Here is a 14,258-nt window from a genome sequence, read left to right on the forward strand (position 1 = left end):
AAGGCTGCAATTTTAACAAAAGCAGCCTTAAGAGACACTGACTTAGCAATCTAAGTTCAATTTACTTCGTTTTGCGGGTAACAAACATCGAATCACCATAGCTGAAGAAGCGATATTTATTCTCTACCGCCTGACGATAGGCATTCATAGTGTGTTCGTAACCGGCAAAGGCACTGACCAGCATGATCAGTGTTGATTCCGGCAGGTGGAAGTTAGTTACCAGCACATCCACTAGCTGGAATTCATAGCCAGGGAAGATGAAGATATCGGTATCACCGAAGAACGGCTTCAGCTCAGTACCTTTTTTCACAGCATCCTGTGCAGCACTTTCCAGTGAACGAACCGACGTCGTACCTACTGCGATAACGCGGCCACCGCTGGATTTAGTTTCATTAATCGCCGCAACTACTTCTTCTGGTACTTCAACATACTCAGCGTGCATGTGGTGATCTTCAATGCTGTCGACACGAACCGGCTGGAATGTACCGGCACCAACGTGCAGGGTAACAAACGCAAACGAAGCGCCTTTAGCCTTAATCGCGGCCAGGATTTCTTCGTCGAAGTGCAGACCGGCAGTAGGAGCTGCAACCGCGCCTGGCTTAGCATTGTAGACTGTCTGGTAGCGCTCTTTGTCGGCATCTTCATCCGGACGGTCAATATAAGGAGGAAGCGGCATGTGGCCAACATCTTCCAGAATTTCCAGCACGGTTTTGTCACTGTTGAAGCGAATTTCAAACAGCGCATCATGACGAGCTACCATCTCTGCCTGATATTCATCATTTTCACCCAACAGCAGCTCTGTGCCCGGCTTAGGTGATTTTGAACACCGAACGTGAGCCAGAATGCTCTTGTCATCCAGCATACGCTCTACAAGCACTTCTAATTTACCGCCTGAAGCCTTACGGCCAAAAATACGCGCTGGGATCACTCGGGTGTTGTTGAACACCAGCAGATCGCCAGGCTGAACCAGATCAAGAATGTCTTTAAAGCCTTTGTGCTGCACCTCACCGGTGTCACCGGTCAGCTGAAGCAAACGGCTGGCAGTACGCTCAGGTTGCGGATAACGAGCAATCAGCTCATCTGGAAGGTCAAAGTGGAAATCAGAAACTTGCATCATTCGGGCCCTAAATTACAGCAGGCAGCTAGTATATGCTGCCTTACTGCAATATCAAGAAAAGATGGTTTCTGATTGATGAGGAAACGATAAGCATCAGACGATAGATATAATACGCCGACGCCAATAACCAACAACTAGCAAACCCAGCATACCACCTCCACCGATATACCCCCCATCTCCATCACCGGAGTTTGGCGTCACATTACCACCGGAGCCGAGCCCTTCTCCGGCATTGCTGTAATCACGGGTAAATGGATTCGATGCGAAAATCGAGGTTGGTTGAGTATTAACGGCCGCACCGACTTCCTGCTCAATCCAGCTTTGGTAGTTAGCAACTTCGGTGTAAACACCGGGCAAAATGCCAGCACACCCATTACCAAAACTAACCAGGCCAACTAAGCGCAGCCCGAAATCACTATCACTGGAAGCCTGTGGGTCTTGCCAGACTAACGGCCCACCAGAATCCCCAAAACAACTATCCCTTCCCAAAGTAGGGGAAACAGATCCGGCGCAAAGAAAAATCGGATAATCCAACGGACTCATATTAGAGCCCCACTGGGCATCGCAAGCGATATCAGGTACGCCGGAAAGTACAGTTTGTCTCAATCGGGTACTGCCAGAGCTGGTATTATTCGGATCAGTCGCCCCCCATCCGGAAACCAGCAAGTTTGGTTCACGTTCAGAATTGGCAACCCAACCAAGATCAAACGCGTTATCAACTCGATTCTGCGTTGCGCTATCTGTCATTTTTATAGGTATTGCCGTACTCGGCAAAGATGTCGCCAGTTTCAGGATTGCGATGTCGTTAGCGAAACGGGCTGAATTGTAAGAAGGGTGAATCACAAACTCACTAACATCGATAGCATTGAAAGAACTAAAACTGAACAGACTAACGCCCCCCGCCCAGACTTTGATATTTTGCGTCGTCACTGTATCTGAACCATTTCGCAAACAGTGTGCCGCGGTTAATACAACATCCTGACTTATGACCACTCCACCACAAACAAAGGTACTCTGACCGCCGTTTCCATTAGGAAAAGTCATATTGAGATAGGCTTGCCAGGGGATCTCATTCGCAGACGAATCAATACCACCAATAATTTTCGGTGTCACACTACTTAACATCACATTAGAGGCATTTAACTGGCCTGAAGGGAGTTCATCCTCAGCAGCAGCGAAAGGAACCGCAAGGAAAGAGAACCATATTGATAATGAGAACAACAACCGAAACAGTAACTTACACATCAAGTCATACCCTCTGGGAATGTTGTACATTGATTATACGACACATCCTCAGAATTAACCGGAAACAAACAAAAATGAAACAGAATAACAACTGGTAAAAATTTTGATTCCGGTCATATGTAGTCAGCGCAAGATTAGCTACATTCAAATTGCAGTGAGATGAAATAAGTGAGTGAACAATAAATGGATTAATTCAGCAGTCGCTACGGAGGTTTATATGTTTACAGTTGCTGACATGATGACACCGCATCCGCATACCCTAACCTCAACCCAAACTTTGGCTGACGCAAAGAAGCTCATGGAAGACAAAGGAATACACCACGTTCCCGTTACAGATAAAGACAACCACTTAGTTGGCCTGGTCAGCCAGCGAGATATCCTTTCCGCGCAGGAATCCAGCCTGGAACAGGTACATAAGTCTACCTTTATCTCAGCTCTGGATATTCCGCTGGAACAATGCATGCACCGCAGCCTATTCAGTGTTGAGCCCAAAGCAGGCCTGAAGGAAGCCGCCCTTTACATGCAGAAGCATAAAATCGGTTGTTTGCCTGTACTACTACACAACAAACTGGTCGGGATAATTACCGATTCGGATTTTGTCGCAATCGCAATTAACTTGTTGGAAATTCAGGAAGAAGTGGAGCCGACAGAAACAGAAAGCAATGAAACAGGTTTATATTAGTAATTCATGAATTTTCTGGCACACCTGCACCTTGCCGATCGCTGCCAAAGCCATCTGGCGGGTAATTTACTGGCTGATTTTGTCCGGGGGGATCCTTATGCGCGCTATGAGCGTCCGGTCGCTGACGGAATCAAGCTACATCGCTTTGTTGACAGCTACATTGATGCCATGCCGGAAGTCCTCTGCTGCCGGCAGCGGTTTTCACCGGAAACACGAAGGGTTAGCGGCATTGCGCTTGATATCACATGGGATCACTTTCTGGCTAAACACTGGGAGCACTACCACCACCAGCCATTAACCGTCTTTGTCGAGCAGGCACAAAACCAGGTAGAACAATTTCAGGACAACCTGCCTGACAGCTACCGCCAGACAATGGCAAGAATGTGGCAATACCAGTGGCTATTACAGTACAGAGAACGCACAACTATCACCACGGCACTGGAGCGAATGGCGCAACGACGTCCGAAGCTGTACCAGCTGGCTAACTGCCCGCCGTTTATCGCACAGCATTACGACTTCTTCGAACAACAGTTTGCAGCCCTTTACCCGCAAATTATTAAGGCAGCCGAAGCTTTTCGCTCACAGCAATAAAATCATTCTTTGCATATAAACAACCACTTCTACAGCCCCAAAATAAAAGAAGGGAGCGCATTGCGCTCCCGAACCATAACAGAAGTTATGTATCACATCATACCCTGTAGCAACCTACAGTTAACCCAATAAATAACAACAATTAGCTAGGGTGATTCCGTTTAAAACTGATCTTCCTCAGTGGAGCCGGTCAGCGCTGTAACTGAAGACTGACCGCCCTGAATGGTGTTGGTCATCTTATCGAAGTAACCAGTGCCCACTTCCTGCTGGTGAGCCACAAAGGTATAGCCCTTCTCTGCCGCCGCAAACTCAGGGCGCTGCACCATATCCACATAATGCTTCATACCTTCGCCCTGAGCATAGGCATGAGCCAACTCGAACATGTTAAACCACATATTGTGGATACCCGCCAGAGTAATGAACTGGTACTTGTAGCCCATATCCGACAGCTCCTGCTGGAACTTGGCAATGGTCTCGGCATCCAGGTTTTTCTCCCAATTAAATGATGGCGAGCAGTTATAAGCCAGCAGCTGATCCGGATACTGAGCATGAATCGCTTCTGCAAACTTACGAGCCTCTTCCAGACAAGGCGTCGCCGTTTCACACCAAATCAAATCAGCATAAGGCGCATATGCCAAACCACGGGCAATCGCCTGGTCGATACCGGCACGGACACGATAGAAACCTTCCGCTGTACGCTCACCCATAATGAAGTCTTTATCATACGGGTCGCAATCTGAAGTCAGCAGATCAGCCGCATTGGCATCTGTACGGGCAATAACCAGCGTAGTTGTTCCGGCAACATCAGCAGCCAGACGCGCGGCAACCAGTTTCTGCACCGCTTCCTGGGTAGGAACCAGTACCTTACCGCCCATATGACCACATTTTTTCACCGAGGCCAGCTGATCTTCAAAGTGAACACCGGCCGCACCGGCATCAATCATGTTACGCATCAGCTCGTAAGCATTAAGCACACCACCAAAACCCGCTTCTGCATCCGCAACAATTGGCAGGAAGTAGTCGATACCGTCTTCCGGTGTGGCACCATTAGACCACTGGATCTGATCCGCGCGACGGAAAGAATTGTTAATGCGTTTAACCACCGCAGGTACAGAATCGACCGGATACAGAGACTGGTCAGGATACATGCTTGAAGCCGTGTTATTATCCGCTGCCACCTGCCAGCCAGACAGATAAATCGCTTCAATACCGGCTTTCGCCTGCTGAACTGCCTGACCGCCGGTCAGCGCACCCAGACAGTTAACGTACCCTTTTTTCGCCGAACCATTGACCAGTTCCCAAAGCTTGTCCGCACCACGCTGGGCGATAGTGTTGGCCGGAGCAAACGAACCTCGGAGGTTAATCACCTCTTCCGCTGTATAAGTACGCTTAACGTTCTTCCAACGTGGATTCTCAGCCCAATCCTTTTCAAGTGCTTCGATTTGTTGCTGGCGAGTCAATGTCATAATGATGTCCCTCGTTTCATTTGGCGATAGTCCGCTTAACGTCTCCGTTATCGGTCAACTTCTTCTTAAGGCTTCCAGGCCCTGCCAAAACCCCGACATGCAGAGGCCTTTCTCTTCTCTCTAAATTCTCCTGCTACTGCAGGTACTCATATCCCGGTAGTGTCAGGAAGTTCACCAACTCATCACTGGTAGTCAGCTTTGACATCAGCGTGGCGGCTTCCCGATAGCGTCCCTGGCTGAACACCTCACTGCCAAGCTCCTGCTCAAGCACTATCATTTCTTCTTCCAGCATTTGCTCAAACAGCGCTTTCGTCACTACCTCACCGTTACTCAACGCTTTACCGTGTTTTATCCACTGCCAGATTGACGCTCTGGATATCTCGGCTGTTGCCGCATCTTCCATCAATCCATAAATCGGCACACAACCATTACCGGAAACCCAGGCTTCAATATACTGAACCGCAACACGAATGTTATGGCGCATACCTTCATCGGTTCGTTCACCGTCACATGGCTCAAGCAGATCTGCTGCCGTGACCGGCGCATCTTCTCCCCGACGTATATCCAGCTGGTTATTACGTGCACCCAGCGCATCGTCAAACACGGCCTTGGCTGTATCGGCCAACCCCGGATGGGCAACCCATGTTCCGTCATGACCATTGTTTGCTTCCAGCGACTTATCGGTCTGAATTTTATTCAGCACCCAGGCATTACGCTCTGGCTCTTTGGACGGGATAAATGCCGCCATTCCCCCCATCGCAAATGCACCGCGACGGTGGCATGTTTTCACCAATAAGCGCGAATAGGCATTGAGGAAGGGTTTATCCATAGTCACGACCTGACGATCCGGCAAAATCCGGTCCGGATGGTTCTTCAGTGTCTTGATGTAGCTGAAAATGTAATCCCAGCGACCACAGTTAAGGCCTACGATATGATCTTTGAGGTGATACAGAATCTCATCCATCTCAAATACCGCCGGTAATGTTTCAATCAACACCGTTGCCTTGATAGTGCCTCGCGGCAGGCCAAATTCATCTTCAGTAAAACTAAAGACATCATTCCACCAGGCAGCTTCCTGATGGGCCTGCAACTTAGGGATATAAAAATACGGGCCGCTTCCTTTTGCCAGTAACTGTTTGTAGTTATGGTAAAAGTACAAAGCAAAATCAAATAAAGATCCGGGGATAGGTTCTCCGTTCCAGAGCAGGTGTTTTTCAGGCAGGTGAAGACCACGAACACGGCAGATCAATACTGCGGGGTTGTCATTAAGCTGATACTCCTTGCCGGATTCCGGGTGGGTGTAAGAAATGCTACCGTTAACGGCGTCACGCAGATTTCGCTGTCCGTCCAGAACAGCATCCCAAGCCGGAGCAAATGAGTCTTCAAAGTCCGCCATAAATACTTTTACATTGGCATTTAAGGCATTGATCACCATCTTACGATCGACAGGACCTGTTATTTCCACTCGGCGATCCTGAAGATCTTCAGGAATATTCCGGATCGTCCAGTTCCCTTCTCGAATGTCCGCCGTTTCAGGAAGAAAGTCCGGCAGTGCACCGGCATCAATCGCTTTCTGGCGCTCTTCCCGAGCAGCAAGAAGCTCAGGGACTCGCGAGGAAAATCGTTGAACCAGTCGCCCAACAAACTGCAGCACGTCATCATTTAATATCTCTTTCTGCTGCTCTGTCAGTTGTGCCTGCAAAGTCAATTCACTTTGCTGAACGGGTGGAGTATTTCTGTCCATTTCCTACGCTCCCTTCAGTTTGTAACTTAATCACCACTTTTATTAGTAGTCATTATTCATCCATATTAGCAAATGGTTCCTTTAACATTTTGCTTACATTGCCGAAGCAAATAAATAAATGCAAATATGCCGCCTCAACCACCTGACGTTAAAAACCAGCAATGACATTTAAAATCAAACACTTAAATAAAGTAGAGCTATAACTCAAAACACTGAATTAAAACAAATTCCAGCAAAATGCTCGGTTTTTAGCCATTCTTGTCCACCAGCCCAAAACTGTAACTACTTACGTAATTTAATTACACAAAGTACCCTTGTAAATATTGGGGTTAAATAGTGTTTGAAACACAACCCTAACCGTAAATATGAATATTGAAGAATAAAAAACAATCACTTAAGCATCGAATATGCATTTGATTTATACAAACATGATGCATTTTGTTACTCAATCAATTTCATTTATTCGCAAAGCGAAACAGAAAAAGTCTACAAACCGGTATGGTTTTTACTGGTGCTGCAAGGTTGGGAAATATCGGGAAAGACAAAAAGAGTGGAATAAAGTGCTGACAACGCAGGGAAACGGTCAGCACGATAAGAAAAGGGCTACAGAAGCTCCCGAACAATCTCGGCCAAGCGATTAAATGTACGAACCCGGCTGGATGTCGGACGCCATACCAGACCAATTTCGCGATATGACTCCTGACCCGGCGGATCAATGATAACCAAGTTCTGATTATCCAGTAAGCCGTGGTCAATCGCCATCTGTGGAATGAAAGTCGTCCCCAAACCATTGGCAACCATCTGAACTAATGTGTGCAAACTGGTAGCCGTAAACGGGTTGATCTTCTCTTTAGTCGTCAACTTACAGGCAGAAACAGCATGCTCAGTCAGACAGTGCTCTTTCTCCAAAAGGAAAACGGATTCATCCGGCAGATCAGCATAACGCAGCGGGACACTAACGCTTTCAGCCTGGAGCTTACTGATCACCATCTTAAATGCGTCACGGCCTACCACCTGACTGTGCATACCGTTCACTTCCATCGGCAAAGCCAGAATCAGTACGTCCATCTCGCCATTACGCAAAGCCGTCAGCAAGTTTGCCGTAGTATCTTCACGCAATAACAAATGCAGGTTCGGGTGAAGGCGGTTTACCTCCTGAACCAAATCGCACAATAGGAATGGGGCAATGGTCGGAATACAACCGATCCGCAACTGCCCTTCCATACCGTCTCCGGTACAGTTGGACAATTCCATCAAATCCTGGCTGCGAGCCAGCAGTTCACGACTGCGCACCACGACATCTTCACCGGTAGAGGTAAAGACCAGGGATTTGTTATCTCTTTCTATTAACTGACAACCAATCAACTCTTCCAAATTTTGGACACCAGAACTCAGCGTCGACTGGCTGACAAAGCATTTCTTTGCCGCTTCACCAAAGTGCCGAGTTTCAAACAAAGTCACCAGATAATGCAGCTGTTTAAGGGAGGGAAACTTGTTCATCGTATTTTTCGATTACATCAATCTATTTATTCCGCTTTTTCCAATTTATCAGTTTAGCTATAGTTTGTCTCGTCCAAACACGGAGGCTAACCAAGTAGTTAGCAGGTAACCGAATTTTTCAGGAGCAACCAAATGGTACTAGTAGGTCGTCAAGCACCAGATTTTACTGCTGCAGCTGTTCTAGGTAACGGCGAAATCGTTGAAAACTTCAACTTCGCAGAATTTACAAAAGGTAAAAAAGCGGTAGTTTTCTTCTACCCACTAGACTTCACTTTCGTATGCCCATCTGAGCTGATCGCTTTTGACAAGCGCTTCGAAGATTTCCAGGCGAAAGGTGTTGAAGTAATTGGTGTTTCTATCGATTCTCAGTTCTCTCACAACGCATGGCGTAACACTGCGGTTGAAGACGGCGGTATCGGTCAGGTTAAGTACCCACTAGTTGCTGACGTTAAGCACGAAATCTGTAAAGCTTACGACGTTGAGCACCCAGAAGCAGGCGTAGCTTTCCGCGGTTCTTTCCTAATCGACGAAGACGGTGTTGTACGTCACCAGGTAGTTAACGACCTGCCTCTTGGCCGTAACATCGACGAGATGCTGCGCATGGTTGACGCTCTGAACTTCCACCAAAAGAATGGTGAAGTTTGCCCTGCACAGTGGGAAGAAGGTAAAGCTGGTATGGATGCATCTCCAAAAGGTGTTGCTGCATACCTGTCTGAGCACACTGAAGACCTGTAATTCTTCGCCAGCGAAGAGTTAACAACACCATGCTCACGGTGTTGAGGTAAAAGAACGCAATAGCGTAAAGCCAAAGTCAGCCAACTTGGCAAAAAAATAATGAGGCCCGGACACACCGGGCCCTTTTTATATCTGCACTAATCTCGCCTCTCAATTATCCTCCCTCCTGTCGCCAGCTCTAAAACAATCCATTACACTGCCTGTACGTTCCCAACCATAATCCGTTCCTATGCTTAACCACCTCGAAGTTTGTATTGATAACATCGAATCTCTCCACTATGCGCAGCAAGGTGGCGCCACCCGTATTGAGCTATGTTCATCCTTGGCACTTGGTGGCCTGACCCCGAGCTTTGGCTTTATGAAGCAGGCAGCCCGCACCGCTGACATTCCTGTCTATGCCATGATTCGTCCGCGCCAGGGCGATTTTCTGTTTAACGACGACGATGTCGAAATTATGCTGGCCGATATTCACGCGGCCCGAAGTGCCAGTTTGCAGGGTGTTGTTGTTGGCGTATTGAATGCACAGGGAGAAGTCGATACCGATATTCTCCGTAGTTTGATGAAAGAAGCTCAGGGCCTAGGTGTGACTTTCCACCGCGCTATTGATCAATGTATCGACCCTTTTACCGCCCTTGAGAACATCATGAGCGCAGAATGTGAGCGCGTACTTACTTCTGGATTGCAGGCTAATGCATTGTCCGGTGCAGATACCATTGCGGAAATGGTCCAATTCTGCGGCGATCGCCTGAACATTATGGCGGGAGCTGGTGTCACAGCGAATAATGTAGCGGAAATTATCAGTAAAACCGGAGTGAAAGAAGTTCATCTTTCAGGCAAAACCACCCGCCCAAGCATGATGATTAACTATTCCAAACAGGCTTATATGGGCAATGCCGATGTTGATGATTTCAGTGTTCCTGTTACCTCAGCAGAGAAAGTGAAGGCCGTTTTAAAAGCTCCGCAATAACCACATAAAATAAGATCCTGCAAATGCAGGCTCTTTTATTTCAAAGTCATCAACCTTTCTCATCACTCATTTCCAAAACGCATTACTATTAAAGAGATATAAGCGTGCGAAACAGCCAGGGAAATGGAGTGATGTATGGGCAGTAAGAAACTCAAAAAGAAAGACTACGAGAAAGAACTTGAACGATTGCAGGTCGAGTTGGTCAAGCTTCAGGAATGGATAAAGCACTCGGGCATGAAGGTTCTCGTCATCTTTGAAGGACGAGATGCGGCAGGGAAAGGCGGAGTGATCAAACGTATTATTGAAAAATTGAACCCGCGGGTATGCCGGATTACAGCCCTGTCAAAACCAACGGAAAAAGAAAAAACACAATGGTATTTCCAGCGCTATGTTGCTCATCTACCGTCTGCTGGCGAAATGGTGCTGTTCGATCGCAGTTGGTACAACCGGGCCGGAGTGGAAAAAGTCATGGGTTTTTGTACTGATGAAGAATACGATGAGTTTCTCCGCTCCTGCCCTGAATTCGAACGCATGTTGCAACGTTCGGGTATCATCATCCTGAAATACTGGTTCTCCGTCTCCGACGAAATACAGGAAAAGCGCTTTCTTGAGCGAATTCACACCCCGGTAAAACGCTGGAAGTTCAGCCCGATGGACTTGGAATCCCGTGAGCGCTGGGCGGAATATTCAGAAGCCAAAGACAAAATGTTTGCTTATACAGATACCAAGAACTGTCCGTGGTGGGTGGTGAACAGTGATGATAAAAAGAAAGCCCGCATCAACTGTATTTCACATTTGCTGTCGCATATTCCCTACGAAGAAATCCATTATCCTCACATCGAACTTCCGGAGATCAGCAAAGAAGGTTATATGCGACCGCCAATGGATACCCAAACCTTTGTCCCGGATCTGTTTGATAAAGATTAATCGTGCTAAAAATAAAAAATCCCAGCTGTGTTAGCCGGGATTTTTCTATTGAATTAACAAGCCAAAGTATTATTTCAGAAACTCTTCCAGTTCGTCATGGCTGGTATGGCGAATATCCTTGCCTTTAACGAAATAGATAATGTACTCGCAAATATTCTGGCAGCGATCCCCTACCCGCTCAATTGATCGGGCAGACCACATAACCTGAAGCACATTCGGAATCGAGCGCGGATCTTCCATCATGTAAGTCATCAATTGGCGAATAATCGCTTCATATTCACGGTCGATACGATCATCTTCCTGATAGACGCGAATGGCCGCCTTCACATCCATCCGGGCAAAAGCATCCAGCACTTCATGCAGCATTCTGACAGCGTGAAGGCCCAGCGCCTCTAGCGAAACCAGCAGGTTGTACTGCTTATTAGAAAAATTCTCCAGCGCCACCTTGGCAATGCTTTCGGCCACATCGCCAATGCGTTCGAGATCGGTAATCGTCTTGATAATTGCAATCACCAAACGTAAGTCACTCGCGGTTGGCTGACGCTTGGCAATAATACGGGTACAAGCTTCATCAATCGCCACTTCCATGGCATTTACTTTGTGATCGTCTTTAATTACCCGCCGGGCCAGCTCATCATCCTGCTTGTGCATCGCTTTCAGCGAGTCAGCCAGTTGCTGTTCAACCAGCCCCCCCATTGCCAATACATGGGTTCGGATGCTCTCTAACTCGGCATGAAACTGGCCGGAGATATGGCGACCCAGACTTAAATTATCCAACATGCTCCTGTTCCTTAACCGTATCGGCCAGTAATGTAATCTTCAGTTCGTTTCTCTGTCGGAGTGGTGAAAATATCATTGGTATTCGCATATTCCACCAGTTCCCCCATATGCATAAATGCTGTGTTATCTGAAACCCTGGCAGCCTGCTGCATGTTATGGGTAACAATGATAACGGTATATTTTGTTTTCAGATCGTTAATCAGCTCTTCGATAGTCAACGTCGAAATCGGGTCCAGTGCCGACGTCGGCTCATCAAGCAGTAACACTTCCGGCTCAATGGCAATGGCGCGGGCAATCACCAGTCGCTGCTGCTGACCGCCGGACAAACCGAAAGCATTTTCATGCAGGCGATCTTTTACCTCATCCCACAACGCGGCACCGCGCAATGAGTTTTCGACCGCATCATCCAGTACCCGCCGCTCTTTGATCCCCTGCAGACGCAACCCATAAATCACATTTTCATAAATGGATTTCGGGAACGGATTCGGCCGCTGAAACACCATTCCGACACGGCGGCGCAAAGCTGCGACATCCACTTTACTGTCGTAAATGTTCTGGCCATGCAGCATGATTTTGCCTTCGACCTTACAGCCTTCCACCAGATCATTCATTCGGTTGATACAGCGCAGCAAGGTTGATTTACCACACCCTGACGGACCGATAAATGACGTCACCTTCCCTTTGGCAATCCGCATGTTGATATTAAACAGGGCCTGATGACTCCCGTAATGGAGATCCAGTCCTTCGATTGACATCGCCGTTTTGTCTTCGGGTAACGAAGTCAAATCTTCCGGCTGAAACAGGCCGATGGGCGAGTTAATTGAAAACATATCAGTCATGGGGTCATGAGTCTCATTAATATTCCAAAGAGCGGTATTTTTCGCGCAAATGGTTGCGGATCCCGATTGCCGTCAGGTTCAGACCGACAATCACGGTGACCAGTAAAAACGATGTAGCATATACCAGTGGCCTTGCCGCTTCTACATTCGGGCTTTGAAAACCGACATCATAGATATGATAGCCAAGGTGCATGAACTTGCGATCAAGGTGCAGGTACGGGAACTGCCCATCAACCGGCAGGGTCGGTGCCATTTTTACCACCCCGACCAGCATTAGCGGTGCCACTTCCCCAGCAGCCCGCGCTACCGCCAGAATCAAACCGGTCATAATGGCCGGACTAGCCATTGGCAACACAATTCGCCACAAAGTTTCAGCCTGAGTGGCCCCGAGCGCCAACGAACCGTGACGTACCGAATTCGGGATCCTTGCCAGCCCTTCCTCGGTAGAAACAATCACCACCGGCAAGGTCAGGATCGCCAGTGTCAGTGCCGACCATAAAATGCCCGGCGTTCCGAATGTCGGTGCCGGAAGCTGATCGGAAAAAAAGATCTCATCGACACTACCACCAACCATATAAACAAAGAAACCAAGCCCGAACACTCCGTATACAATGGACGGCACACCGGCAAGGTTAATGACCGCAACCCGTATCAGGTTAGTGAAACGATTTTTACCAGCATATTCATGAAGATAGACTGCCGCCATAACACCCAGCGGAGTCACCACCACGCTCATCAGCAGCACCATAAATACCGTGCCGAATATCGCCGGGAACACCCCGCCTTCGGTATTGGCTTCCCGCGGGTCTTCACTGACAAACTTGCCGACTTGGTGCCCCCAGTGAGCCAACTTTTCAATAAAGTTCAAATTGTTCGGATACCAGAGATCGAGAACCTGCCCCAGCGGCAATCTGACCATAACGCCAGCCATATCCCGAACCAGAACCGCGTCTTGTTCCAGCTTTTGTCGCAAAGCAAACAACCGTTGCTCCAACGCACTGTAATCCTGTTCCAATTTTTCACGCCGGAGTTCAAGCTCAGGCTGTTGCCCCTGTTTTCGCTCTTCCAACCGCAGCAATTCCAACTGACGGTTAATCTCGGCGATATCGGTTTGTTGCAGTTGCCTGATTTCATCCCGCACCTTATCTGCTGCCGATAAACCGTCCGGCAAATCGGTCATCGACTTGCTGACACCATCATCAATAAAACTAATCGGATAGCCATAGAACTTACCGTTCTTCACCCGGTCAATCACGGCAATTCCATCCGCCAGGGTACGGCTTTCCACCTGTGTCTCAAGCACAGTGATAAAGTCCAGCTCAACACGCTCACGGTTTCCGGTTTTGATCAGGTAACGCTCAACCCGATCACCGTCTATCTGTGAAACATCAACACCGGCTTCGGCCAATTGTTTTACCGAGATTGATTTCTTTTCATAAAGCTCACCAATCACAGTTTGTTTATTACCGCTGATATCAAGCTCAAACTGATACACAGGTGCCGGCCAGAAATAACTCAACCCCTTCCAGCCAATCAATAACAATAAACCCAGTACAGCCGCCAAACTCAGGCTCACCGCGCCTGCCGTCATCCATATCCAGGGAGCACCTGACTTAAACCAGTTACCCATCAGTTAGTTAAATTCATTCTGTTGATAGCCTCAAA

13 protein-coding genes are annotated in these 14,258 nt (G+C 47.9%); 5 read left to right on the forward strand and 8 right to left on the reverse strand.

All coding sequences use genetic code 11. From position 1 onward, the window contains the following. Positions 1–61 precede the first annotated feature (61 nt). Complete coding sequence (gene queA / locus C942_RS14175; protein ID WP_007466720.1) at positions 62–1,114, reverse strand: tRNA preQ1(34) S-adenosylmethionine ribosyltransferase-isomerase QueA; 1,053 nt, start codon at positions 1,112–1,114, stop codon at positions 62–64. Between the two features lie 96 nt (positions 1,115–1,210). Continuing rightward, on the reverse strand, positions 1,211–2,362 hold the full coding sequence (locus C942_RS14180; RefSeq protein WP_007466722.1) for a S1 family peptidase: 1,152 nt from the start codon (positions 2,360–2,362) through the stop codon (positions 1,211–1,213). A gap of 217 nt (positions 2,363–2,579) precedes the next feature. On the opposite strand from C942_RS14180, the gene C942_RS14185 reads away from it, so the two are divergent. Then, positions 2,580–3,044 carry a CBS domain-containing protein gene (locus C942_RS14185; RefSeq protein WP_007466724.1) on the forward strand — a complete coding sequence of 155 codons (465 nt, stop codon included), beginning with the start codon at positions 2,580–2,582 and terminating at the stop codon, positions 3,042–3,044. Between the two features lie 6 nt (positions 3,045–3,050). Then, entirely contained in the window at positions 3,051–3,635 is a 585-nt protein-coding gene (locus tag C942_RS14190; protein WP_007466726.1) for an acyl carrier protein phosphodiesterase, read from the forward strand. Between the two features lie 161 nt (positions 3,636–3,796). Here C942_RS14190 and aceA read toward each other — a convergent pair whose 3' ends face one another. From aceA to C942_RS14205, 3 genes are all read right to left on the reverse strand, one after another. Beyond that, on the reverse strand, positions 3,797–5,101 hold the full coding sequence (gene aceA, locus C942_RS14195; RefSeq protein WP_007466727.1) for an isocitrate lyase: 1,305 nt from the start codon (positions 5,099–5,101) through the stop codon (positions 3,797–3,799). A 133-nt stretch (positions 5,102–5,234) separates the two neighbouring features. Beyond that, the gene (gene aceB / locus C942_RS14200) at positions 5,235–6,845 is read right to left on the reverse strand and encodes a malate synthase A (RefSeq protein ID WP_007466729.1); all 1,611 of its coding nucleotides are present in this window, start codon (positions 6,843–6,845) and stop codon (positions 5,235–5,237) included. 603 nt (positions 6,846–7,448) lie between these two features. Then, positions 7,449–8,345 (reverse strand): hydrogen peroxide-inducible genes activator, encoded by an 897-nt coding sequence (locus tag C942_RS14205; RefSeq protein WP_007466731.1) that lies wholly within the window; start codon positions 8,343–8,345, stop codon positions 7,449–7,451. Positions 8,346–8,477: 132 nt separating this feature from the next. Between C942_RS14205 and C942_RS14210 the strand changes: the two genes are divergently transcribed. The 3 genes from C942_RS14210 to ppk2 all read left to right on the forward strand — a co-directional run bounded on the left by C942_RS14210 (position 8,478) and on the right by ppk2 (position 10,974). Then, positions 8,478–9,080 (forward strand): peroxiredoxin C, encoded by a 603-nt coding sequence (locus C942_RS14210; protein ID WP_007466733.1) that lies wholly within the window; start codon positions 8,478–8,480, stop codon positions 9,078–9,080. A gap of 229 nt (positions 9,081–9,309) precedes the next feature. After that, a complete protein-coding gene (locus tag C942_RS14215) occupies positions 9,310–10,047 on the forward strand; it encodes a copper homeostasis protein CutC (protein WP_007466735.1) in 738 nt (245 codons plus the stop codon). A gap of 135 nt (positions 10,048–10,182) precedes the next feature. Further along, a complete protein-coding gene (gene ppk2, locus C942_RS14220) occupies positions 10,183–10,974 on the forward strand; it encodes a polyphosphate kinase 2 (RefSeq protein ID WP_007466737.1) in 792 nt (263 codons plus the stop codon). A 69-nt stretch (positions 10,975–11,043) separates the two neighbouring features. On the opposite strand, the gene phoU is transcribed toward ppk2, so the two are convergent. The 3 genes from phoU to pstA are packed head-to-tail and all read right to left on the reverse strand — an operon-like array spanning position 11,044 to position 14,223. Continuing rightward, positions 11,044–11,754, reverse strand: coding sequence for a phosphate signaling complex protein PhoU (phoU, locus tag C942_RS14225; RefSeq protein WP_007466740.1), 711 nt, complete (start codon positions 11,752–11,754; stop codon positions 11,044–11,046). Between the two features lie 11 nt (positions 11,755–11,765). Continuing rightward, on the reverse strand, positions 11,766–12,584 hold the full coding sequence (gene pstB, locus C942_RS14230) for a phosphate ABC transporter ATP-binding protein PstB (RefSeq protein WP_036800266.1): 819 nt from the start codon (positions 12,582–12,584) through the stop codon (positions 11,766–11,768). A 25-nt stretch (positions 12,585–12,609) separates the two neighbouring features. Next, a complete protein-coding gene (pstA, locus tag C942_RS14235) occupies positions 12,610–14,223 on the reverse strand; it encodes a phosphate ABC transporter permease PstA (protein ID WP_036800207.1) in 1,614 nt (537 codons plus the stop codon). Between the last annotated feature and the right edge of the window lie 35 nt (positions 14,224–14,258).

The organism is Photobacterium marinum (assembly GCF_000331515.1).
In the GTDB taxonomy this organism is placed as follows: Bacteria; Pseudomonadota; Gammaproteobacteria; order Enterobacterales; family Vibrionaceae; genus Photobacterium; species Photobacterium marinum.

Coding starts and splice junctions, on each gene's coding strand:
- queA (WP_007466720.1), bottom strand. CDS start 1,114: ATGCAAGTTTCTGATTTCCACTTTGACCTTCCAGATGAGCTGATTGCT.
- C942_RS14180 (WP_007466722.1), bottom strand. CDS start 2,362: ATGTGTAAGTTACTGTTTCGGTTGTTGTTCTCATTATCAATATGGTTC.
- C942_RS14185 (WP_007466724.1), top strand. CDS start 2,580: ATGTTTACAGTTGCTGACATGATGACACCGCATCCGCATACCCTAACC.
- C942_RS14190 (WP_007466726.1), top strand. CDS start 3,051: ATGAATTTTCTGGCACACCTGCACCTTGCCGATCGCTGCCAAAGCCAT.
- aceA (WP_007466727.1), bottom strand. CDS start 5,101: ATGACATTGACTCGCCAGCAACAAATCGAAGCACTTGAAAAGGATTGG.
- aceB (WP_007466729.1), bottom strand. CDS start 6,845: ATGGACAGAAATACTCCACCCGTTCAGCAAAGTGAATTGACTTTGCAG.
- C942_RS14205 (WP_007466731.1), bottom strand. CDS start 8,345: ATGAACAAGTTTCCCTCCCTTAAACAGCTGCATTATCTGGTGACTTTG.
- C942_RS14210 (WP_007466733.1), top strand. CDS start 8,478: ATGGTACTAGTAGGTCGTCAAGCACCAGATTTTACTGCTGCAGCTGTT.
- C942_RS14215 (WP_007466735.1), top strand. CDS start 9,310: ATGCTTAACCACCTCGAAGTTTGTATTGATAACATCGAATCTCTCCAC.
- ppk2 (WP_007466737.1), top strand. CDS start 10,183: ATGGGCAGTAAGAAACTCAAAAAGAAAGACTACGAGAAAGAACTTGAA.
- phoU (WP_007466740.1), bottom strand. CDS start 11,754: ATGTTGGATAATTTAAGTCTGGGTCGCCATATCTCCGGCCAGTTTCAT.
- pstB (WP_036800266.1), bottom strand. CDS start 12,584: ATGTTTTCAATTAACTCGCCCATCGGCCTGTTTCAGCCGGAAGATTTG.
- pstA (WP_036800207.1), bottom strand. CDS start 14,223: ATGGGTAACTGGTTTAAGTCAGGTGCTCCCTGGATATGGATGACGGCA.